This window comes from Endozoicomonas sp. 8E (assembly GCF_032883915.1).
Taxonomy (GTDB): domain Bacteria; phylum Pseudomonadota; class Gammaproteobacteria; order Pseudomonadales; family Endozoicomonadaceae; genus Endozoicomonas_A.
In genome coordinates, this window is the sequence record NZ_CP120717.1 from 3,382,813 (window position 1) to 3,404,693 (window position 21,881).

Here is a 21,881-nt window from a genome sequence, read left to right on the forward strand (position 1 = left end):
TATAAAACCGGGAACCCTGTCAAATGGCAGGGTTTCTTTTTCCCGGAAACAAATCCACGACTGATCAGGATAGCAGGATTCTGTCAAAACGCATAATGCTTTACTTTTCAGTGTTAGATTACACAGGCTCAGCTCTGATGGGGATGGCAGAAAATACAAGACATATATTGCTCATTACACACTTTAAAAACCGTTGCATCAAAGAATTTGGCCAGCGCTATTGTGGCACTAAGGTTTATAAATTTTACTTGTCGGGCGGGTAGAGAGTCTTGTTGAAAATAAGATCAGTGACTGTCTTGAGAATTAATGGAAAGAAGGCGTAAAGACAGGAATCTCAATCATGCAAATCTACCACAGTTGGAAGCAATAAACACTATTGTAATTTCCGCAAAAAAGAAGCATCTTAAGCATTAAGCGAACGGTGCTGCACGTTTACAGGATGTAGCCCGTTGTGAGCCGTTCCGGAGCATTATAATACCGGAGTTATGTAAGTAGAAATGCCGTAAGGGGACTGAATCATGGATAAAAACGATACTTTGCATCTGTCAGAGCCCTTTGAGCTGCCATTGCTGCCTCTCAGGGATGTGGTGGTGTATCCGCACATGGTGATACCACTTTTTGTCGGGCGTGAGAAATCCATCCAGGCCCTGGATCTTGCCATGGAGCAAGATAAGAAGGTTCTTTTGGTGGCTCAGAAAAATGCCCAGGTCGATGATCCGGCTGTAGATGATATTTTTCAGGTGGGCACACTTGCCAGCATTCTACAGCTTCTAAAGTTACCCGATGGTACCGTCAAAGTTTTGGTTGAAGGTGAGGGCCGTGTCAGTATCAATCGTCTGAATGAAAATAATGATTATGTTACGGCGGAAGTTCAGGAATTCATTGAGCAGGAAGTCGGTGAGCGCGAGTCAGAAGTTCTGACCCGGTCATTAATGTCCCAGTTTGAACAGTATGTTCAACTGAGCAAGAAAGTGCCTTCTGATGTACTGACGTCCCTGACAGGAATCAATGTGCCCTCCAAGCTGGTTGACACTGTTGCCGCACATATGCCGATGAAGATCGAGGACAAGCAAAAAGTGCTTGAAGTCGAAGATCTGGGAGAGCGGCTGGAATACCTGATCGGTATTATGCAGGGTGAGCTTGATTTTCTGCAGGTTGAGAAGAAGATTCGTGGCCGTGTCAAAAAGCAGATGGAGCGCAGTCAGCGTGAGTATTATCTGAATGAGCAGATGAAAGCTATCCAGAAAGAATTGGGTGATATGGATGAGGCCCCCAATGAGCTGGAAGAGCTGAAGCAGAAGATAGATGATGCGGGTATGCCTGCCGAGGCGAAAGAGAAAGCTGTAGCAGAGCTCAGCAAGCTCAAGATGATGTCGCCAATGTCTGCTGAAGCGACTGTGGTCCGCGGTTATATTGACTGGATGATTGCTGTGCCTTGGAAAAAGCGCAGCAAAGTTCGTCATGACATGAGGCGTGCTCAGGATATTCTTGAAGCAGAACACTATGGTCTGGAAGAGGTCAAGGAGCGTATTCTGGAATACCTGGCAGTACAGAAACGTGTTCGCAAGATAAAAGGACCTGTTCTGTGTCTGGTGGGACCTCCTGGTGTTGGTAAAACCTCTTTGGGTGAGTCGATTGCCAGGGCTACTAATCGCAAGTTTGTTCGTATGGCTCTTGGTGGTGTTCGTGATGAAGCGGAGATTCGTGGGCACAGAAGAACCTATATTGGTTCCATGCCTGGCAAGCTGATACAGAAAATGGCTAAGTCCGAAGTGCGTAACCCGCTTTTCCTGCTGGATGAAATTGACAAGATGGGCTCTGATATGAGGGGCGATCCTTCTTCAGCTTTGTTGGAGGTACTGGATCCCGAGCAGAACAACTCATTCAACGACCACTATCTGGAAGTGGACTATGACCTCTCTGATGTCATGTTTGTTTGTACCTCCAACTCCATGGATATCCCGGCGCCACTGCTGGATCGTATGGAAGTGATCCGGATTCCGGGTTACACCGAAGATGAAAAAGTGAATATTGCCCAGCGTTATCTCGTTACCAAGCAGATCAAGAACAGTGGTCTCAAGGCTGGTGAGCTGGAGTTTGAGGAAGACGCCATTCGCGATGTCATCCGTTACTACACTCGCGAAGCAGGCGTCCGGGGGCTGGAAAGGGAAATTGCCAAAATTTGCCGTAAGGCAGTTAAGGATGAAGCACTTTCTGCTCAAGAGCGTTACGATAAAGTGACCCCTGATTCACTGGAATATTTCCTGGGGGTTCGCAAGTTCAACTTTGGTAAGGCGGAAGATCAGGATCAGGTGGGTCAGGTAACCGGACTGGCCTGGACCCAGGTTGGTGGTGAGCTGCTGACTATTGAGTCTATGGCGGTGCCCGGGAAAGGACAGATTACCAAGACGGGTTCTCTTGGGGATGTTATGCAGGAGTCTATCCAGGCTGCCCTGACTGTCGTTCGTAGCAGAGCTCATTCACTGGGAATTCCCCAGGATTTCCACCAGAAGAATGATCTGCACATTCACGTTCCTGAGGGTGCTACGCCCAAGGATGGTCCAAGTGCCGGTATCGGCATGTGCACAGCTCTGGTTTCTGTACTGACTGATATTCCGGTCAAGGCCGATGTTGCCATGACCGGGGAAATCACTCTGAGAGGGCAGGTGCTGGCCATTGGTGGTTTGAAAGAGAAACTTTTGGCAGCACATCGAGGTGGTATCAAGACGGTCGTTATTCCGGAAGAGAATCGCCGGGATCTGAAAGAGATTCCGGAGAACATCAAGGAAGACCTTACGATCGTACCAGTGAAGTGGATCGATGAGGTGTTGGAGATTGCCTTGCAGTATATGCCAACTGCCGGCAATGAAGAGCAGGTTAAGGACCTTAAAACTGAGACTGCATCTGACAGGAGACGTTTAATCAAGACCCATTGAGCATACTGACCATATTAAAGCAACAGGCTGGTACAAAGGTACTGGCCTTTTTTTTGGAATTAGTGTGGACAGGCAGTATTGACGGTTGTTGTCGCTGTTGACAGTTCCCATAAGGCATTGGTATAAACAGCGTCTGCTGTTAAGTAGGCTCTTTTGGGTTCTGGGAGCCTGAGGTTTATGCGTTTCGGATAGAATCCACAACTCATTTGATACTGTTTCGCTTTCTTGTCCTGTGCAATTCTTTCAGGGTGGAAAGTCAGAGGGTATTTCGAAGTCGTTGTGGCCGTTCTGTAATAAACGGGGAGCTGTTGTTAACTGTTTGATTGGAACATACGATCAGATTAAGCAGAAAACTGCAGAAATTACCGGGTAACCTGCGCTATCGCTTGAGTTTTCAGCTAAAATCACGCAGCATAGCAAGGCGCCCGTCAGGTATGGTATCTGGGGCAGTCAGACTGTCTTCCGTACCAACTAGCTATTTTTGGTTATAGCTACTTTTGGCTATAAAAGCATCGTACAAAGAAGGGGAATAGAGTGAACAAGTCCGAGCTGATTGAAGCAATTGCGGCATCTGCTGACCTTCCCAAGGCTGCCGCTGGTCGTGCCCTGGACGCCATGATTAACTCTGTCACCACTGCACTGAAAGATGGTGAACAGGTCGTCCTGGTTGGTTTTGGTACATTCGCTGTTAAAGAGCGTGCGGCTCGAACTGGCCGTAACCCTCAAACCGGTGAGCCTATTGAGATTGCTGCTTCCAAGATCCCTAGCTTCAAGGCTGGTAAAGCTCTCAAGGATGCGGTTAACAGCTGATAACGCGCCTGGGATGAAGTCCTGAGACTTCAACAAACCACAAAGGAGCTGTGGCAAGAATCTGCAGTTGTTTTCATAAAAGGCTGTTAATTTTTTGCTGCTTTCCGAAAAGGCGCATCTTGAGATGCGCTTTTTTTGTTGGCGAAGACTGAAATTCTCAAGCTCTATTTTTACGGGTCAGGGAATACGGGTCATACCAACAGAACCTGACGCTGCTTCTCAAGAGCTTATAGAGAGGTATGTGATGTCATCGTAACAGGGCTCGAACATCAGGTTCGTGTCTCTATGAATATAAAGCTAAAGCGAGCCCGGAACCTGAGGTTAGTATGCTCCAATCAATGAGGGATAAGGCAAAGAGCTGGGTAACATTTGTTGTTGTCGGCATCATTGCTTTTATGATGGCGATAACCGGCCTGGAAACACTGGCGCCGAATCCTAATAATCCTAACGTTGCTACCGTTAACGGTGAAGATATCACTCGTGCCCAGTTGACACAGTCACTGGAGCAGCAGAGAAGAATGCTTATTCAGCAGATGGGTGATCAGTTTGATCCATCTCTTATTGATGAAAAACAGCTCAGGGAGTCTGTTCTTCAATCTCTGATTGATCGCAGTCTGCTGCTGCAGGAAGCCAAAAATGGCGGTATGGGTTTAGGTCAGAAAGAACTGGATGCCATGATCGTCCGTATGCCTGAATTCCAACAGGACGGTAAATTCGACCAGGATCGCTTCATGATGATGGTCCGCAGTTTGGGTATGTCTCCAGCTCAGTTCCGTGTGCTTTTAAGCGACGAAACAGTTTTGCAGCAAATTCAGGCCGGTGTTGCAGGTTCCGAGTTTGTCACCCAGTCAGAGATTAACAGGCTGACTGCCCTGGAAAGCCAGAAGCGCGCGATAGCCTGGCTGACACTGGATGTTGCAAAAGTTCGTGACAGTATTGAACCGACTGAAGATCAGATTAAATCCTACTACGAAGCCCACCGCGATCAGTACATGACACCAGAGCAGGTTGAGATCAGTTTCGTAGAAATGGGTAGGGCTTCCCTGGTTGATGATCTTGAAGTCGATGAACAGGCTGTCAAAGATGAGTACCAACGTCGACTCCAGGACATCGAAGAGAATGCCGCTGATACACAAACGGTGTCGACTATTTTGATTCAGACCGGAGATCAGCGCTCACTGGAAGAGGCTCGTAAAATTGCTGCAGAAGTAGAATCCAGGCTGAAAGCGGGTGAAGCTTTTGCCAAGCTGGCAGAAGAGTACTCGGACGATCCCGTAACCTCTGCTAAAGGCGGTGATATGGGGCAGGTTCAACCAGGCATCTTTGGTGATACTTTTGATGAAACGGTAGCCTCTCTTGAGCCAGGACAGGTTTCCAAGCCTGTTGAAACTGACTTTGGAGTACAGATCATCAAATTAACTTCCCGCGAGAAGCCCGTCATTCCGAGCTTCGATGAGCTGAAAAATGAAATTGCTATCGGGCTTAAGACTCAGGAAGCAGAAACCATTTATTTGGACAAAACCCGTAAGCTGGCAGATATCAGCTTCGAAGCATCCGATCTGGCCCAACCTGCAGAGCAGCTGGGCCTGACCATCCAGACGGCGGGTCCTTTTACTCGTCAGGGTGGTAGCACCGATGTAACTTCAAACGCAAAAGTTATTGCAGCTGCCTTCAGTGATGATGTGCTTGAATTGGGTGCCAACAGTGAACTGATTGAGCTGTCTCCAGAAAAGGCCATGGTTCTGAGAGTTAAAAAGCACCTTAAACCAGAATTGCGTCCAATGGCCGAAGTGCAGGACAGCATTGTACAGGCTCTCAAGATTGAAGAAGCTCGAGAGCAGTTGGTCAACAGGGCAGAAGCTCTGCAGGCAAAGCTGGTAGCCGGCGACACGGTTAAGCAGGTAGCTGAATCTGAAGGTCTGAACTGGACTGAGGTCAAGACGATTGCCAGAAGAGAGCAGGGTGTTCCTCAACCCCTTCTGACTGAATCTTTCAAAATGCCTCATCCTGTAGACGGGAAGTCGAGCTATGCTTCAGTCGAATTGTCCAATGGTGATATAGCAGTTGTTGCCCTTAGTAAGGTAATTGAAGGTAAGCCAATCGAAGCGGATACCGCCAGTAATCGAATGATGGCGAGCTATATTGCTAACGGTAATGGACGTAACCTCTTTACCGAATACCTCAAGAGCCTGAAGGAAACCGCAAAGGTCAAGATCACTAAAGAAGAAGAGTGATCTAAGGATTAATACAGTCCTAATGGCAGTCATAAACCCCGGTTTTATCGGGGTTTGTTTTTTGTGCGCCGAATATGGCGTGAAGCTCCAACTGGCGCTGTTCCGGTGCGTACTGCGGCAGCTCCCTTGGTTGACTCGACTGGGCGCTGAAGATCAGAGACCTCTGGCTAGGAGCCTGACCGAGAATAGACTGCCCTACGCGGCAACTGCTCCTGCGTTGCTCTAGCTCCTGCATCCATGCAGTCGTGCGGCGGCAGCAAATTGGTCTGAAAATCCGCTTTTGTTCGTCAAATAGCTCGCTATTCTCCTTACAAAACCGAATTTTCATCCTCAATTTTCTGCCGTCCTCGCTACGGGCGCTATTCTCGGTCAGGCTCCTAGTGTAGTGCGACCTAATTAACACTACATAAAAACTCCTACCAGTCTATTATGGATGTCATTCCAACCACTGCCTGTTTTTACTATGCGAGTTGCCACAGAGATAACACTTGATACTTCTGAAGAAATACGACTCAGAAAGATTACTTCGTCAAATACTTGCCCTGTTCGCTCGGCCCGCCGTGCCCAGATTGTTCTTCTCGCTGCAGAAGGAAAAAGCAATCTTGAGATTGCGCAAATACTGAAGATCGGTCGTCATCAGGTCAGCCGCTGGCGTGACCGATATGCTCAGGAAGGCTTCTCCGGAATTGAACAGGATCGAGCTCGCAGTGGCCGTAAAAAGCAGATTGATGCTGCTGAGATTGTGAGTCTGACCACAAACACCCTTCCGGAAAATGCTACTCACTGGAGCACCCGAACTATGGCTGCTGTTAGCGGTATCAGTGAAAGAAGTGTTCGCAGGATATGGCATGCATATGGCCTCAAGCCTCACCTGGAAAAGACATTCAAGGTGTCCCGAGACCCGAAATTTGTGGAGAAGCTTGAAGATATTGTCGGACTCTATCTGTCTCCTCCTGAACATGCGTTGGTGCTGTGCTGTGATGAAAAAAGTCAGGTTCAGGCACTCGATCGAACACAGCCTGGCTTACCGTTGAAGAAAGGGCGTGCCGCAACAATGACTCATGATTATAAACGACATGGTACAACCACTCTCTTTGCAGCACTGAATGTACTTGATGGTGCTATCATCGGTCAGTGCCAGCAGCGTCATACCCATGTGGAATGGTTGAAGTTTCTTAAACAGATAAATAGGGAAACGGCAAAAGACAACCGCCTTTCACCACCCCTATCAGGAATACATGGACTCGTAAAAAATGCCCAAAATTTGAATGATCGTCCACTGCCTTTCCTTCAAGCCAATCACATGCTCCTCCTGATTATTGACCGTTAATACACTAAGCCCCTGGAAACAGAAAAATACCCATCTTGCTGTTGGGTTCTGGCAGGGCTTTTTTTTCTGGTCTGGAAATACACGACTTTGCTTTTTCAGTTCCTGCCTGATTCTGTGCTGGATAGCAGCATAGACCATCAGGCATAGAGTCATCACCATTAACAGGGCTTCAATACGTTCCGCTTTCTTCAGATAGAGCGAAGATACCAGAAAGTCCGGGCTCTTCAGGAACCGAAAGCCGCCTTCAACTTTTTGTTGCGACTTATAAGTAGACAGCAGCTCAGAGGCATTCAAACTATTTTTATCCAGTTCATTGGTGCTTAGGATAAAACAACCCAGTGAGGCTTCTGCATGCTCCCTTTTCTCGCAGGAAACAAAGCATTCAGCCTGCACAAAGTACTCGAAGTGATCAGGCTTGCTATCCGGCGATGGTCTTCCTTTGCCCGAATAGCAGGGTTTACGGATAACCTCTGGCTCTGTTTCGCTTTGGCAAAGTTTCGATTGTTTCTGCCACAAGGCAAAAGCCTTCAATGCATCGTCCCGGCACAAAAAGGCCTTTTTGCTCAGCTTCTCCAGATCACGGGCCTCTTTCAGTGACTGCTTTTGCATCTTTCGGGTCAATGTTTTCCGTTCACTAAGCCCGCGCTTTTTGTTGAGAAACAGGAACCATCGTTGCTGAACCCCTCCGTAGCAGGAAGGCACTTCAGCTGAGTAGTAATCTTCATAGCCTTCAACAGGCACCAGCGACATGGTTGGCGCTTTGCAGACCAGCTCCTTTGCCTCCTTGATGTTCAGGGGCACCCGGGAGATAAACAGCTGCTTTTGCTCATCAAGCAACTGAAGGGTTTCTGCAACATACATGGCAGCATCAGCAACCAGATAGCGGCTATTCAAAGCGGCCTTAAAACATGACAGATGATTTTTGATAATTTCCTGAAAACAGGTTTTGTCGTTTACATTACCGCTGGCAGGGGCCATAAACACAGGGATGCCCGCCTGATTTTCAGTCATTAACTGCAAGACTACCTGATTCAGGTCAGGCCGGTGGTCACGGCTGTAACCTTGGCAGATATGAATACAATTTAAGTCGTCTGGATTGTCATGACTGTTATAGACTCCATCCACATGAAAGCTGGTGCCATCCAGATTTAATGCCTTGCAAGGAAGTTTCAGATGATTGACGACCTTGACGGCCAGATTGAGATACAAGTCGCTAACACCAGCGTCGTACAAACTGTCGAGAGCCCGACCAAGTACCTTGTCGTTCAAGTGTTCAGCCTGTATACCTTCCCCGATAAGGCGGTCAATCGGCTTATCCTCAAAAAACTCAGGGAGCATGTACAGAGTTTGCCCCGTAAAGCCCAAGCCATTGATGATCATTGCAACTACAGCTTGTCCAATAGTGACATTACGAACATCGGAGTCATTTGTGATACGGGCATCAATGTATTCGGCTATCTTTAACTCCCGACACATAGCGGCAACCAAGCCAAGGTGGTTGAGGTTCTTAGACTGGTATTGAGCTTGAGGCATGTTGGTGTACCTGAATGTCTGTTTATTTCTTTGACAACAGATTTTAGGCAAATATCAATCGGTGTGGTGAAAGGCAGAGACAAAGAGCTGCACCTGATTTGCGACAACTATGCGACTCACAAACACCCGAAGGTGCGAGAATGGCTGGAAAAACATCCTCGTTTTCATATGCACTTTACGCCAACGTCAGCATCATGGTTAAACATGGTTGAGAGATTTTTTCGGGATCTCACGAGTCAGCGGTTACGCCGTGGTGTGTTTGTCAGTGTGCCAGAGCTAGTCAGTGCGATTGATGAATATATTGAAAAGCATAATCAAAATCCAAAGCCGTTTATCTGGACTGCTAAGGCAAATGATATCTTAGAAAAAGTCGTTCGGGCTAATCGCCGGTTAAGTTGCAAAAAGAACGACGCACTACACTAGCAGCCTGTCGGACTTAAGACTGTCCTACACGGCAACTGCTCCTGCGTTGCTCTAGCTCCTGCATCCATGCAGTCGTGCGGTTGCAATAAATTGGTCTAAAAATCCCTGTTTCTTCGTCAAATAGCTCGCTATTCTCCTCAGAAACAGAGATTTTTATCCTCAATTTCTTGCAATCCTCGCTACGGACGCTTAAGTCCGACAGGCTGCTAGCCGATTTATGTTGATTTTGACTATAGGTCAGAGTATCTCTGGTAACTTTCAAAATGAGCTTTAGCTTTCAGATATTCCAGACCTCCCGGGAAGCCTTTGTTTTTGTCTGGAGGTAATAAGTACCTAACCAGTTGGTTTCGCATATTCTGGACGGCGGCTTTTTCCATCCTTCTGCGTTCCAACTCTGGTTGCGTAGCTATGGCTACGCGCCCGTCGTTGCGTCTTGAAGGATGAAAAAATCCTCTCGCCAGAATATGCGAAACCAACTGGCCAGGTACTTAGTAAAAGCTCTTGTAAAACTTCATTGTTTTTTCTTTTCCATTTTATTTCATACCTTGGCAATATCGGATATAAGTGATAAGAAGTCTCTCGACTCCTTTGTAAATCCGAACCAACGGCCTGTATTCCAGTACAAATCATCATCTAAACACGTGTGTATAAAATGTCCTTCATGTTTTATTCGATTGAATATAGGAATAGAACCAAACATGCCGCTAAAGTAAAGATTTTCAGGCAAATCAAAACTAAAAAACAGGCAATCTCCTCCGTATGCAGAATTTATTTCTGAGACAAAACCAACATCCATATAGCTGTCTTCAAAAAAATCGGTAGATAATTCTTCCGGCAATTGCTTGATGTTGACTGTCAACTGCAGCCAAACCAGTGTAGCCCCTTTAGAGGTTTTCATTTTGGCGCTTTCTGCTTTACGAAGAGAGTTTATGCGTTGCAGCTCTTACTGACAATGCTGAGAATTGAACTTGTCTTTGACATCTTCCTCTTTGTTTTTGTTATCAAGTTAGCAATCATGCGCTCCAGCTTCTTTTGCTTATTCGCCAGTCTGCTGGTAATTTTTGTTATGCATTCTTTATATGTAGTTTGATTATCTGCTAAATTGTAGAAAATTTTTTTACAAAACAAGCTCTAAGTATTCATATGATTGATAACTCAAGGAATTGCTCGCTATGAGAACTGTGTTTTTTTTATTTGCTCTTTTTTTTATAAGCCATGTCTTAGCCCAGGAAAATACTGTTTTGATTTATTCAGATGCTGCTTACGAAAATATACTTAAATATGAGCTGGAGACTTTCAAAAAAGATCTTGAAGAAGAAGGTTGGAATACTAAGTTTCTTTTTAAAGGTGAGGAATATCACTCATATCATGAATTTCAAAAAGAATTAAAGTTGCAATATTCTATACACGGAATGAAAGGGGTTGTCTTAGTTGGCAGCTTCCCATATGAAGATGATCATTTAATTGCTTGTAGTAAATGTACTTTTTTTAATTCATTTGTTTTTTCGATAAAACCAGATTTTTGGGTAAGTCGTATTGATCCAAGCTTGGTAGTCTATATAGATAATCTGTCATTGCTTGAAGACTACTTTAGGAGAAATCATGAGTATCGACGAAGCAACTATAATTATCAGAATTTAATTTCATCACCTTCATATGCCTATTTAGATAAATATTCTTACTTCATACAGGCTTTAAAGTCCTTGGGAGGTTATATGCCCAAACTTGTTTACAATTCACATGATTTCTGGGAAGCTCTGAATGAGTCTGATGCAGCAATAACTGAAATAAGTGTTCATGGTACCAGTTCTACTCTATCCATAAATAATCAGCATATTGACTCTATAGACATTTTATACAGGTCTCAATTGAAAAGCAGTTTTCTTGATCTTTATTCTTGCGAGGGTGGTAAACCTGTCAATGGTAATCCTGCATCTGCATTCCTTTTTGCTCAAAATAGTAAAGTGCTTGCTGTTTCAGCAAGATCAGCTTTTTCAAGCTCTCTCAGTCAGGTATATGCACATTATTTAAATTCAATAAGTGGGGGTGTAGGTGATATTTTCTTAGAAAATTATTCTTGGGCAAACCATGCTATGCCACACTATAACGGTCGAATTTTATTAGGTGACGGAACATTAAAGCTGGAGAAATAATTTTGGTCAGTCGCTGGTTGATTCTGAAGCCAATTTAAGCGGCAACTATAAAAATTATGGATCAGGATGTCATCAAGAAGCTCGTCCAGATCTTTGGGCAGTCGAGCGAGTGCCTCCCTTAATTGATTCGACTGGTGGTAGTCTCAAGTCCGACAGGCTGCCAGGTGGCTTTGTTAAGAAAATGGTACAAAAATTATTCTAGCCATATGATCACTCATCATGAAGTATAAAAAGCAGCCTTCGAATTGCTCTTTAGATATATTAATTGAATAACGCTTGATATTGTCCAACAGGCAATGTGTAGTGCTTTCGTTATGTTCAATTAAATCAATTTCTGATGCATGATTTAGGAATGTTCTGTTTGATAGCATTAAATCTACATCATGCCTGTTTAGCCCTCGTGGCTTGTTTTTTTTAGAGCTGTTTTCTGCTGTTAGTACTACAAGATAATTTTTTATTTGATCTGATTTGGTTTGTCTGGAAAGTTGATCGAATGTTGAATAAATTGTAGATGATGCTCCTGAATAATTAATAATCTTGGCAATGTCTTCCTGTTTGTTAATGTAAGTGTCTTGCTGCTCTACATCATCAATCAAGATAGACAAATCATCCTCATTCATCCGAATAGCTTCATTGATTGGAACCACTAATGATGAATTGACGCTGAATTCTGGTGGTACGTCTAATTCAGCATTTGCTCCTGGTGGCGGGAACCTTAGATTCTTAGCTGCTCGTAATACAAAGGATAATCCTCTACCACAGCCATAGAGGATAGTTACAGGAATGGCCGCAATTGAAATACCTGTGACTGCTGTTGCTGCACCAATGGTAAGAAAAGTGCCGCCTATTAAAATACTAACACCTGCCATTGTTGGAATTGATCTGATTGTTGCTCTCCAGCCATGGTATGTTTTTTCAACGCCATTACTTACGATGGTAAGTTTTGCCCCTGTTTCAGAAGTTGAATATTTATATTCAGAAGTTGAATATCTATAGTTGAATTCAAATGAATAAGAATGCTCGGAAGAGGCTAAAGCCAAGAGAAACGATATTATATAAAACAGCTTTATCGTAGAGTGAGTGGTTGTTTTCATAGACTCAACCTATGCATTAGAGCTTTCATTTAAGGTAGAGTCGTTTTTGTCTTTTGTCACGTAACGAGTCTGTAGAAAAAACATCTCAAAGGCTGCTATCTCCAAGAGACTCACTTTAATATTCATTTAATCCTGTTTCAAATATTCAGTTACTGACTTTTTTCTGACTTCTCAGGGTAAGTTCGTTCGGTCGGTCTGATTTCCTGCCTGTGACCAAGCGGTGGTTCCGACGTCACCAGTCGTTTGCCGTAAAAAAACAACCGAGAGGCACCCGGTTACTACTGATGAAGGCTTCTTTATAAGTCCGCTATAGGCTGGCTGTAGCCTGTGAAGTCAGAAACCTCCCTTGACAAGTCGGGGAGTGTCACAGCAGGTATTGTAAATACCTGGATTCCCATTAATAAATGCTTATTATTCCGGCGGTAAATGAGGGCAGGGGATCTGAAGCAGTTGCGCATTTTCATCAACATACCATTCTATTTGTCCGTTTCTGGTGTTTAGCTTCACTGTAACTTCTGGTTCTGTTGCTTTAACGACACCCCATTTCAGATCTTCCATGGAAACAATGGATCTGCCGGAAATTTGGTAAGTTTCCAGTCCCATGATCCCGGCACCTTTTGCTCCCAGTGAATAGGGTGGTTTGCTGGCGATCATTGTGTAATCAACGGCAAGGTTACCGTCTGCCAGTTGTGTGACGGTTATCTGATGGTTATCGTCAGCGTCCCTGCCCATAGGATTCAGCAGAAAGGGGGTCACCTTAAACAGGCGATAAGTCTCAAGTTTGGTCTGGTAAGCAGCAAAAGTCTGGGTCAAAAGTTTTGACAAAGTCCTGGCCGCACGTTTGTCGCCAAGAAAGCGCATAAGTTGAGTGACTTCCAGCGTATTTCCGATATGTGAATAAGTTTGATTCTTTCTTTTCTTTTTGCTGCCAGTGGCTACCTTGAACTGATAGTCTGTTCGCGGGCGGTCCTTTTCAAATTGGGACAGCATTTCGTCGGAATCGTTAATACTGCTCAGAATGGCTTGCCACTCTTTTGTCATGCTTTCTTTTATGCCCAGAAATTCCGGGGAAACAGGCATGTCATGGTTAAGACCGTACTTCAACGCCACGGGTAATCTTTTCGTTATTTCGCCTGTGATGTAGCTCAGCCATTTTTTTGAAGGCTCCCTGATCATTTGACGGGTGTCAACAGAAACACTCGGTAATGAACAGGCATCGTGTATTTCCTCAACGAGAGCAAAAAGGTGTGATAGACCTTTGTCGTAAGAAAAATCTTCAGTTCCTGAGGCCACTTGAACCAGCAATGTGGGAATGTCTGCAACGTAGAAGTTTCTTAAATTTTTATCAGAATTATTGAATCGTTCAACCCTCTGTACAATAAAACCCATATCCTGATGAAATGTTTGTTGCCAGGGAGTGTTCTGAATTCCATGGATAGGTTGATCATTCGTCAGGTGCCGGGCGACAAGTGTAAAAAGCTGGCTCTGCATGCTCATTTGTTCGGGGGCCTGAATCAGCAGTCCCATGATGTAATGATTAAGTCTCTCTTGAGTCAACTGCTGTTGTTGAATATCAGACAACATTCCTGCCAGCAGCTTGTGTGTGCTTTCATCCAGAGAGGCTGAACTCCACGACACAAGGCACTCTATCAAGTCCGGCTGAATGGGATTGGAAGTTTCTACGGCTTGCAGTTGCTGCTCCAGGGTCTTTCCGGCCTGAAATGCGTTTACAAAACGCTGTATGGACTGCTCCAGTCCATCAAAGTATTGAATTCCGGGTAGGAGAGTCAGGTTAATCAGATGGTTTTCATCCAAGGGTTCACAAAGCTGACTCTTCAAAGGCTCATCGACCTGTTGCGACAGGGACTGACAGAAGTGTTCCAGCTTTTGCAATGTCATAAGGCCTGTTTGTTCAGATACCAGCGCCTGAACCGGTCGGGATCTGCGGGTTCGTTCCATTAGTTCAATATGGTCGAGCGTGATATCGACCGAAACCAGGCTGTAACTGTTGTCTTCATCCCGGCGGATAAAGCCCATCTGGCGGAGTTCATCGTTGGCAAAAAGTGGCGCTTCTTCTGTTCTGGCAGGATAAACACAGTGAAACACAAACCCCTGATCAAGTTTGCCACCGTCGTTTAACCAGATTCGACCAAACTCAACCGGGTCTGTACAGGCGAGATAGCGATCGAGCAGGAACAGCTTTCTGTTATTCAGTTTTGATGCGAAGAATCTTGAAGGCTTCAGTGAGTTAACCTGACCAGAAGCCATTCCAAGCCTGGTTAATACAAAGGCTACTTTGCTGCGCAGCTGATTTTTGTCTGCATAAAAGTCCGAATAGTGCCGTTCCAGAGACGCTACAAATTGATTCAGTTCATGCTGCCTGAGTCTTTTTTGGCGCAACTGCAGTAGTTCCTCTCCCTCACCTCTGGCAGTCACCTGCCAGTGTGCCAGGGTTTTTGCAGAAAAGGGCTGAGCTGTCGGGAGCGTATTTTGTGTGGGCAGACTCCTGACCTTATGACCCAGCCAGAGACCGGAGAGACGGCCAAGTCCACTGTGCAGGGAGCGATAGACTGAGCTGACAAAACTGGGTATCCGCATACCGGCTTAATCTTCCATGAAGGGGCTGATGGGAGTCTGTGTAAACCTTAACCTACCATAAAAAAGTTAAAGAAAAATGAGTTGTTAAGCCAGTTTCGTGTGCGCCAAACCGCTGCTAATTATTAAGGGACACTCCCTGTCCGGTCAGAATTGGTAAACCGATTGAGAATTAGTTTTCCAGCTCGAGCATCCAGTCACCGGGTATCCAAAAGTCGTCCAGGTCCAATGATAATACCGGGCGATCACCCTGATCAGACAAGGCCCTGGCATCTTTAAAGGCTTCAAGGCAGTCATCTTCGAGAATTGGGCCGATCAGCTCAGGCCGGTATTTATTGTCTTTTCCTGCCCGGTCGAGAATTTCGACGGCTTCGAATCCGAAAGAGCAATCCCAGAGTTCTTTGAGGCTGACTCTTGAAGCACCGTAGGCGATTCTGGCAATGTTAATATCGTGCATATTGCACCAGAGAATTGTCGACATGGCTGCGCAGTCCGGCTCGGTATTGGTCAGCAGAATCAGCTCCTGATCCCGGCGGACATGATAGTTCTGTGCCAATGCATGAAGGGCCAGACCTTCAGCGCTGAACAGGGGGCTGATATGCCGGGCATAAGCGGCAGTCACCAGAATCTGGCCGCAGGGGTCCAGGATGCAGCAGGAAAAAGGTGCTACGGGGTTGGCATTGATGCCGAGCTCGATCAGCTCTCCCATCATTTCTTCATACTCTTGCATAACTGTCCTCCGGACGGATTGAAATCATCAAGAGAGACACAGGCTATTGTCATGTCCCAATTGTTAAGCGGAAAAGAGCCTGAATAAAGCGGAAAAAACTGCCAAATTTATAGTTCTATTTGTCATCTCCATCAAGGTATTGCGCCCATTTCTTCGAAAAGTGCAATGTACACAAAGCGCAGTATATTTTGGGTACAATTTTCTTATGTCGCAGCAGTGCGATTCTGTACACACTGTTGGAAACTGCCATTGCCAGAGTGCTCTTTACAGTAGCCGGTGCTGACATGATGTTACTGCAAGGCTTTATCAAAAAGTCGGATAAAACCCCGGCAAAGATCTTAAGCTGGCAAAAACACGCCGTAATGATGTATTACGGAAACAGAAAGGAGGTAAGTGATGAGTAATCCCTATATTGGCAGCAGTTTCGACGACTTCCTGGAAGAAGAGGGCTTGCTGCCCGAATGCCAGGCAGAGGCCATAAAGCGAGTCTTGGCCTGGCAAATCAGCGAGTACCTGGAAAAAGAAAAGGTTAACAAATCAACCTTTGCCCGCCGCCTGGGTACCAGCCGTTCACAACTGGATCGTCTTCTTGATCCCAATAGCACCAGCCTGAATCTGAAAACACTGGCGAATGCTGCTCAGGTGATGGGGAGAAAGCTGGAGTTGAGAATTGTTTGATTTGTCCGGCTTCGGTTTCCATCGACTACGGGGGTCGTTAAGGTGGGTGTGTCGCTTGCTACTCGGTCGGCACAAATCACAAAATGCTGTATGGCTGGGAGGTCAGTCGAACCCATTTCTTGTCAGTCAGCAAGGCTTCCCGCTGTTTGCGCTTAGGCGTTGTCCAAAATCGTGTTTTAAGATTTTCCTGTTCGCTGATGAGGTTGCCATTCCAGGTATCCCTGGTTTGCCTTTGACTTGATAGCATTCAGGCTGAATGAGATTGCGAGGATAACTATCATTTACAAACACGCAATCGTTTCGCTCTGCACCTGCGCGGCCCGTCCTTACCGCCTTATATCCCTGCCCATTTGAGGTGTCGAAAAACTCTGGTTCCGATGCTTTCAGGCCCGTTGGGTCAAAGCATTTTTGCTAATGCACTACATTCTATAAAATGCCTAAGGTATAGAGGAGCAATCCATGTCAGTAAATGTGATGACAGGACTATCGTGGCGATTCGAAAAAAATTATTTCCTGTCTGGATGTATTCTTACTTTAACGGCACTGATACTGCCTTTGTCAGGTCTGAGTCTGGAGATCTTATCTGATGAGGTGGTTGAACCTGCAAGCTGTCTCAATCAGGAGCCGGACTTTCTCAGTCGGCTGAAGCATAATCAAAGATATTATCTGTTCTGTCATGTTCCTGCCTCGGACTGGAAGGTTTTTCGTGATGACATCATTGATGATGAATCTTTAAAGGTGGAAGCGGAACAGCTGGTTGAGAAAATCAGTAATAATGACTTTATATTGCCAGCCTCTGCCATTGAAAATTCTGAAGTCAAAAATGATGACGCAGTGCTGGAAAAAATGTTCGACCTTCTGGTCTACATTCATATTCACCTTGCCGATCAACTCACTACTGACAACCTTTTGAATGCTTGGATAACCGAGTTGCTTCCAGCTGCTCAGTTTGGTTCTGCATCAATAAGCAAGCTTGATTCTGTTAGTGATGGCTCTTTTCAGGGTGTCCAGGTTAACCTTGATGAGCGCTATCGGAAAGCTTTCCCCAAATCAGCAACGCGTGTTGACCGTTGCCCTCATGGGGGTTCTGAAAAAGCGGCAGCGGTTTTAACCTGGGTTCGAATTTTGGGCATAAATTTAGAGCCGTTTATCTATGATCGAGAAAAAAACCTGGTGCAGATACCCATCATGGCAAAAGTCTGGGCTGATATTGCCGCACATAATCGATTACATTTCTATCATGAGACCTTCGGACAATCACCGGAAAAACCTGTTCTTTTTCTCGGCGCGCCTGATATAAAAGCGCTCTATAAGCTTCGCAAAAATGGCCTGCACCCGTTGGCACTTTATCACCCAAAACTCAGCGAGCCGTCTCTGACAGCTGACGACTGTTATGCGGGCCCGGCTATGTCTGCCTGGCACGATATGAGCTACATCATACTGTTATCGACACTGTCCAATGACATTAAGCAGCACAGCTATGATCTCTACAATTCATTGACGCAACTGGGACAGGAATTACAAACGGGTACTCCATCATCTCCCGGGAATGCTTTTTTCCTGGCGCACTATTTAGAAGCCATGGATCGGTTATCCAGGACAACGGACTGGAATAAAGACCTGGCATTCTTATTGAGGGGACTGTTCAAATATAAGCCTTTTTTTGAGGGGGAGTCTGTTAACATCAGTGACTCCACTTATTTCGATATTCTTGAAATTGGGCATCACAACCATGCTATTGGTGATGAGCCCATTGATTTAATGAAGCTGTTATCGCTAATGATGCATGCCAAGACTGAGCTTCAAGAAGCCTACTGGGGCTTGGCCGGTCATTATTATGTCTTCACACACATGGACAAATGGTTAGCGCCTGGAAACAGCAAGGAGCTTGGACTGGTTCCGAAAACTCTGGTGGAGGTCTGGAGAGCAGTGCGTCAGTAAATTTGAGAGAGAGCTGGTGGGATATCCTGTTTTATAGCCGGGTTCAGAAGGGTACTATACCTCTCGAGGGAAGCTTAACCAAGAATGACAAGCCCGCAGTATAAGGTGAAAAACGAATGATACCGGTTATTCTTTCAGGAGGCAGTGGAACACGCCTGTGGCCTTTAAGCCGGAAAGACCATCCAAAACAGTTTCTGCGGTTACTCTCGGATCACTCCCTGATTCAGGAAACCCTGCTTCGTCTGAGGGGAGTGACAGAACAGAAGCCTGTTGTCATCTGTCATGAATCCCATCGTTTCAAGGTGCTTGAGCACAGCCGCCAGATCGATCAGCCGCTGGAATCGATTTTTCTTGAGCCGGTGGCCAGAAATACCGCACCGGCACTGGCGTTGGTCGCCTTGCAGAGAGTGGCGCTTGGCAAGAATGAGCCTCTGCTGGTGCTGCCTGCGGATCACAGAATACTTGATATCGAGTCATTTCAGCAGGCGCTGAAAGTGGCTGAACAACATGCCCTGACCGGTGCGCTTGTCTCTCTGGGTGTTGAGGCGAAGGAGCCCAGCACCGGTTATGGTTACATCAGGCGGGGAGGGCAGCAGGGCAATGCCTACCGGATACAAAGTTTTCGTGAAAAGCCTGATCCGGAGACAGCCAGAAAGTATGTGGAGTCGGGTGATTATTACTGGAACAGCGGTATTTTCATGTTTCGACCCGAGGCTTATCTGGATGAATTGCAGCGTAATGAGCCCGGCATTGTCGTAGCCTGTCATGAAGCCCTGAATAGCCTGCACGCTGATCTGCAATTCCTCCGAATAAATGAAAAGGCTTATGCCAGAAGCCCTTCCAATTCTATTGACTATGCCGTTATGGAACATACTCGAAAAGGTGTGGTGGTTCCTGTAGCCTGTGAATGGTCAGACATTGGCAGCTGGACTGCACTTCAGGCTTGCTCTGAACCGGATGAGTTCGGGAATGTTATTAAGGGCAAGGCAATCGTTGAGCAATGCAGTAACAGCTATATCCGTTCCGGTCATAGAACCATAGCGGCAGTCGGGGTCGATAATCTGGTGATAATAGACAGCCACGATGCGGTCATGGTGACTTCTGTGGATCATGTCCAGAATGTGGGCAAGCTGGCAAATCAATTTCAGAGTGGCACCAGTGTTTCACTGTTGCAGGAGGAAGAAGTTTTTCGTCCCTGGGGACATTACAAGAACCTGTCGCTGGGAGAAGGCTACTGTGTCAGAAAACTCAGTATTTTTCCGGGGGCGTCATTATCCGAGCACAGTCATAAGTTAAGATCCGAGAGTTGGGTTGTTCTCAAAGGAGAGGCCCGGATTCTTCTGGATGGGGAGGTTCATGATCTGGGGCCAGGGGAGTCGATTAATATAAAAAGTCAGCTCAGGCACAGACTGGAAAATATTGGTGAGGATACATTGGAAGTGGTTGAAACCCAGACAGGGCAGACTGTCTCGGAAGAGGATATTGATCGGGCTTAGTCAGAGTTGGCCGAAGAAGCATGTTTTAAAAGAGGGGCATCCTCGCCCCCTGGGTTTCACAAAGGCAGCGCCGTAGTGGATTTGACCGAGGCCAGGGCCAGGGCCGTCTTGACATGACTGACACCGGGCAAGGTCAGAAGCTCTTTCATTATAAATTCATTCAGAGCCTGACTATTGGGTGCCATGACTTTTAACAGATAGTCGCCATCGCCGGTTATCGAGTGGCACTCCAGTATCTGATCCATATGAAGGATGGAGGTCTGGAAACTTTCGGCAGAGTGCTTGCCATGGGTTTCCAGTGTCACAGTGACAAAGGCCGAGACATCCAGACCCAGGGCTTCGGGGTTTAGTTGTGCCACCTGCTTCCTGATGTAGCCCAGCTTCTTTAGACGGCTAATGCGTCTGGAGCATTGGGAGCTGGACAGATTCACCTTGTTAGCCAAGTCTGCCAGAGAGACTCCATCTTCCTTCTGCAGACTATCCAGAAGACTTACGTCGTACTTATCCAGAGATTCAGTCATCATGAACAAGGCCCTGATATGCAATCATATTGCATGATGTTGTTTTATTGCTTTTATGTCGCAACCATTTTGCATGACCACCCTTTTATACTGTATTTACTAAGGAAATGCAGCTCTTTCAATGGCCACTGCCACTTGGTTATGGCTGCTGAGTTCTTCTCCCTGAACACCTTTCAGGTTATTGGCAGTCTTGAGCTGAACTAACAAGAAGCTAATAAACGTCTGATTTGCCAAGGTTGGCCGATAGATAGAATAGCGGACTTTAAAGGGATAGTTAGCCCGAATTCATCCATAAAATGAGGGTAATTTATGAAAGGTATTGGCCATTCTGCAAAGGTTTCTGATATCAATCCCATGGGGACAGACGGCTTTGAGTTCGTAGAGTTTGCCTCTGCAGATCCTGCTGCGCTTCATGAGTTTTTCGCAAGCCTCGGTTTTCATGCATCTGGTCATCATAAAACCAGAGATGTTGCTCTTTACAAACAAGGCGATATCCATTTTCTGGTAAACGGCGATGCCGGTAGTTTTGGTCGTCGTTTCTATGAAAAGCATGGCCCCTGTGCCTGTTCTTTTGGTATCCGTGTAGCAGACGCTGAGTATGCATTGGAGCGAGCCTTGAGTCTGGGCGCAGAGCAGGGCAAATCTGAATATTCGGTCGATGGTCGTGAAATTCCCTGCATTATCGGTGTTGGCGGCGCATTGCTCTATCTGGTTGAGCGTTATGGACCGGCAGGCACCGTTTATGACAGCGATTTTGAGTTCGTTCAGGATCAGGCAAAAAAACCTGAAGTCGGTCTGGAAATACTGGATCATCTGACCCATAACGTGGCCCGTGGCAACATGGATAAGTGGGCTGACTTTTATGAAAGGCTTTTTAATTTCCGCGAGATTCGCTACTTTGATATTGAGGGCAAGTTGACGGGGCTCAAGTCCCGGGCCATGACCAGCCCCTGTGGCAAGGTTAGAATTCCCATCAATGAATCTTCCGATGACAAAAGCCAGATTGAAGAATATCTCGAGCAATACAAGGGGGAAGGTATTCAACATATTGCCCTGACAGCCGGAAATATTTATGAAACGGTAGACAGAATGAGAGGCCTGGGGGTTAGCTTCATGACGCCTCCTCCTGACACTTACTACGAAATGCTGAATGAGCGTCTGCCGTGGCATGGGGAAGAGGTTGAAGACCTGAAAAACAGGGCCATTCTGATGGATGGTGCTCCGACTTCAGACGGTGGTTTGCTGCTACAAATCTTTACCGAAACCGCCATCGGACCGATCTTTTTTGAGATTATTCAGCGCAAGGGCGACGAAGGCTTTGGAGAGGGTAACTTCAAGGCTCTGTTCGAAAGCATGGAGAGGGATCAGATTCGTCGAGGTGTTTTGCAGGAAAAATGATGTTTCTTG

At 46.1% G+C, this 21,881-nt stretch carries 14 protein-coding genes and 3 pseudogenes; 11 read left to right on the top strand and 6 right to left on the bottom strand.

What is annotated here, in order from left to right; all coding sequences use genetic code 11:
• The first annotated feature begins 542 nt into the window (after positions 1-542).
• The 4 genes and pseudogenes from lon to P6910_RS11110 form a co-directional block, all read left to right on the top strand.
• Positions 543-2,936, top strand: coding sequence for an endopeptidase La (lon, locus tag P6910_RS11095; protein WP_410493929.1), 2,394 nt, complete (start codon positions 543-545; stop codon positions 2,934-2,936).
• Positions 2,937-3,467: 531 nt separating this feature from the next.
• A pseudogene (locus P6910_RS11100) lies at positions 3,468-3,746 on the top strand (HU family DNA-binding protein); the annotation flags it as partial.
• Positions 3,747-4,072: 326 nt separating this feature from the next.
• On the top strand, positions 4,073-5,980 hold the full coding sequence (locus P6910_RS11105; protein WP_317146311.1) for a SurA N-terminal domain-containing protein: 1,908 nt from the start codon (positions 4,073-4,075) through the stop codon (positions 5,978-5,980).
• 463 nt (positions 5,981-6,443) lie between these two features.
• Positions 6,444-7,196, top strand: a pseudogene (locus tag P6910_RS11110) (IS630 family transposase); the annotation flags it as partial.
• A gap of 12 nt (positions 7,197-7,208) precedes the next feature.
• On the opposite strand, the gene P6910_RS11115 reads toward P6910_RS11110, so the two are convergent.
• A complete protein-coding gene (locus tag P6910_RS11115) occupies positions 7,209-8,843 on the bottom strand; it encodes an IS1634 family transposase (protein WP_317142404.1) in 1,635 nt (544 codons plus the stop codon).
• A gap of 75 nt (positions 8,844-8,918) precedes the next feature.
• Here P6910_RS11115 and P6910_RS11120 point away from each other — a divergent pair.
• Positions 8,919-9,266, top strand: a pseudogene (locus tag P6910_RS11120) (transposase); the annotation flags it as partial.
• A gap of 538 nt (positions 9,267-9,804) precedes the next feature.
• On the opposite strand, the gene P6910_RS11125 reads toward P6910_RS11120, so the two are convergent.
• A complete protein-coding gene (locus P6910_RS11125) occupies positions 9,805-10,164 on the bottom strand; it encodes a hypothetical protein (protein ID WP_317146312.1) in 360 nt (119 codons plus the stop codon).
• A 274-nt stretch (positions 10,165-10,438) separates the two neighbouring features.
• Between P6910_RS11125 and P6910_RS11130 the strand changes: the two genes are divergently transcribed.
• Positions 10,439-11,419 (top strand): hypothetical protein, encoded by a 981-nt coding sequence (locus P6910_RS11130; RefSeq protein ID WP_317146313.1) that lies wholly within the window; start codon positions 10,439-10,441, stop codon positions 11,417-11,419.
• 173 nt (positions 11,420-11,592) lie between these two features.
• Here the strand turns inward: P6910_RS11130 and P6910_RS11135 are convergent, their stop codons facing one another.
• From P6910_RS11135 to P6910_RS11145, 3 genes are all read right to left on the bottom strand, one after another.
• On the bottom strand, positions 11,593-12,513 hold the full coding sequence (locus tag P6910_RS11135; RefSeq protein WP_317146314.1) for a hypothetical protein: 921 nt from the start codon (positions 12,511-12,513) through the stop codon (positions 11,593-11,595).
• 411 nt (positions 12,514-12,924) lie between these two features.
• The gene (locus tag P6910_RS11140) at positions 12,925-15,111 is read right to left on the bottom strand and encodes a hypothetical protein (protein WP_317146315.1); all 2,187 of its coding nucleotides are present in this window, start codon (positions 15,109-15,111) and stop codon (positions 12,925-12,927) included.
• A gap of 169 nt (positions 15,112-15,280) precedes the next feature.
• Entirely contained in the window at positions 15,281-15,838 is a 558-nt protein-coding gene (locus P6910_RS11145) for a hypothetical protein (RefSeq protein WP_317146316.1), read from the bottom strand.
• A 188-nt stretch (positions 15,839-16,026) separates the two neighbouring features.
• On the opposite strand from P6910_RS11145, the gene P6910_RS11150 reads away from it, so the two are divergent.
• The 4 genes from P6910_RS11150 to P6910_RS11165 all read left to right on the top strand — a co-directional run bounded on the left by P6910_RS11150 (position 16,027) and on the right by P6910_RS11165 (position 19,953).
• Complete coding sequence (locus P6910_RS11150; protein WP_317146317.1) at positions 16,027-16,242, top strand: hypothetical protein; 216 nt, start codon at positions 16,027-16,029, stop codon at positions 16,240-16,242.
• A complete protein-coding gene (locus P6910_RS11155; RefSeq protein WP_317146318.1) occupies positions 16,235-16,516 on the top strand; it encodes a Fis family transcriptional regulator in 282 nt (93 codons plus the stop codon). Before P6910_RS11150 ends, P6910_RS11155 begins: the two co-directional genes overlap by 8 nt.
• 459 nt (positions 16,517-16,975) lie before the next feature.
• Positions 16,976-18,457, top strand: coding sequence for a hypothetical protein (locus P6910_RS11160; protein WP_317146319.1), 1,482 nt, complete (start codon positions 16,976-16,978; stop codon positions 18,455-18,457).
• A 116-nt stretch (positions 18,458-18,573) separates the two neighbouring features.
• Complete coding sequence (locus P6910_RS11165; protein ID WP_317146320.1) at positions 18,574-19,953, top strand: mannose-1-phosphate guanylyltransferase/mannose-6-phosphate isomerase; 1,380 nt, start codon at positions 18,574-18,576, stop codon at positions 19,951-19,953.
• A gap of 56 nt (positions 19,954-20,009) precedes the next feature.
• On the opposite strand, the gene P6910_RS11170 is transcribed toward P6910_RS11165, so the two are convergent.
• Entirely contained in the window at positions 20,010-20,477 is a 468-nt protein-coding gene (locus tag P6910_RS11170) for an Lrp/AsnC family transcriptional regulator (RefSeq protein ID WP_317146321.1), read from the bottom strand.
• 306 nt (positions 20,478-20,783) lie between these two features.
• On the opposite strand from P6910_RS11170, the gene hppD reads away from it, so the two are divergent.
• Positions 20,784-21,872 (top strand): 4-hydroxyphenylpyruvate dioxygenase, encoded by a 1,089-nt coding sequence (gene hppD / locus P6910_RS11175; RefSeq protein WP_317146322.1) that lies wholly within the window; start codon positions 20,784-20,786, stop codon positions 21,870-21,872.
• The last annotated feature ends 9 nt before the right edge of the window (positions 21,873-21,881 follow it).